Origin of the sequence: Glycocaulis sp. (assembly GCF_051859565.1) — a bacterium.
Taxonomy (GTDB): domain Bacteria; phylum Pseudomonadota; class Alphaproteobacteria; order Caulobacterales; family Maricaulaceae; genus Glycocaulis.
The window spans coordinates 1-713 of record NZ_JBHYFK010000022.1; the positions used below are offsets into that span (position 1 = coordinate 1).

The 713-nt window shown below is 58.2% G+C and carries 1 protein-coding gene; it reads right to left on the reverse strand.

Features of this window, described 5'->3' with window-relative positions; all coding sequences use genetic code 11:
* A partial coding sequence (locus tag ACTIGC_RS13565) for a histidine kinase dimerization/phospho-acceptor domain-containing protein (protein WP_439634918.1) occupies positions 1–713 on the reverse strand: 713 nt, incomplete at both ends.

A 713-nucleotide genomic window follows, 5' to 3' on the forward strand; every position in this document is an offset into this window, starting at 1 on the left:
TCAGATTGTGAAGGATCTGCCCCACCCGATGAGGGTCGCCACGACGCGGCAGTTTCAAATCGGCGGCGCTGTCGATCTGCAGCTTCAACCCTTTCTCCTGGCAACAGGAGCTGTGCAGAGCGACAACATCGGCCACGAGTTTACCGGGATCAAAGCGCGCATCCTCGATCTGCATCTTTCCCGCTTCGATCTTGGAAATGTCCAGAATATCGTTCAGTACCTGCAGCAATCCTTCGCCGCTTTTGCGAATGATCTCTGCCATCTGCCGATGGGCCGGGTCCGTCACCGCCTCTTGCAAAAGCTCCGCCATGCCAAGGACGCCGTTCATGGGCGTGCGTATCTCATGGCTCATATTGGCAAGAAAAACCGACTTGGCACGGTTTGCGGCTTCCGCCTGCTCGCGCGCGCTTTGCATGGCGGTCACATCCATGCCCGCGCCGCGATAGCCTGCGAACTTGCCCTCGCTGTCAAAGATGGGCGTGCCCGATATCTGAAACCAAAAGGTGCTGCCGTCATCCGTCACGACGCGGTAGACAAAGCCCGAGAAGGCTTCATGTCGCGCCAGTTTCCGGTCCAGTTCGGCCCAGTCGGCACTATCCCGCGTTTCCGGGCGTTCCGCATAAAACTCTGATCGTGTGTGGCCCAGCACGATCGCCCCCGTAAAACCGGACAAGCGGTTGAATGTGTCGGAAATATAGGTGAAGCGCAGATCC